The sequence below is a fragment of the Streptomyces plumbidurans genome (assembly GCF_019857225.1).
Taxonomy (GTDB): domain Bacteria; phylum Actinomycetota; class Actinomycetes; order Streptomycetales; family Streptomycetaceae; genus Streptomyces; species Streptomyces plumbidurans.
The window spans coordinates 1-476 of sequence record NZ_JAFJSY010000180.1 but is presented as its reverse complement, the minus strand read 5'-3'; the positions used below and the strand labels follow the sequence as shown (position 1 = coordinate 476).

Sequence of the window (476 nt, the reverse complement as noted above, 5' to 3'; positions counted from 1 at the left end):
TTCTGCTTGCGGATCTCGATCATGCGGCGGGTCCAGTGCAGCAGCGACGAGGGCGAGGACATGGAGGCCTCGACGTTGGTGACCTGGTAGCCGTAGACGGGATCCATGATGGTGGGCAGGAACAGGCGGCCGGGGTCGCAGGAGGAGAAGCCGGCGTTGCGGTCGGGGGTCCACTGCATGGGGGTGCGCACGGCGTCGCGGTCGCCGAGCCAGATGTTGTCGCCCATGCCGATCTCGTCGCCGTAGTACAGGATCGGCGAGCCGGGCAGCGACAGCAGCAGGGCGGTGAACAGTTCGATCTGGTTGCGGTCGTTGTCCAGGAGGGGCGCGAGGCGCCGCCGGATGCCGATGTTGGCGCGCATACGCGGGTCTTTGGCGTATTCGGCCCACATGTAGTCGCGTTCCTCGTCGGTGACCATCTCCAGGGTCAGCTCGTCGTGGTTGCGCAGGAAGATGCCCCACTGGCAGTTGGAGGG

1 protein-coding gene is annotated in these 476 nt (G+C 66.4%); it reads right to left on the bottom strand.

Features of this window, described 5'->3' with window-relative positions; genetic code table 11:
• The coding region (locus JYK17_RS40310) for an alpha-amylase family glycosyl hydrolase (protein WP_261996687.1) at nucleotides 1-476 on the bottom strand (476 nt) is incomplete at both ends.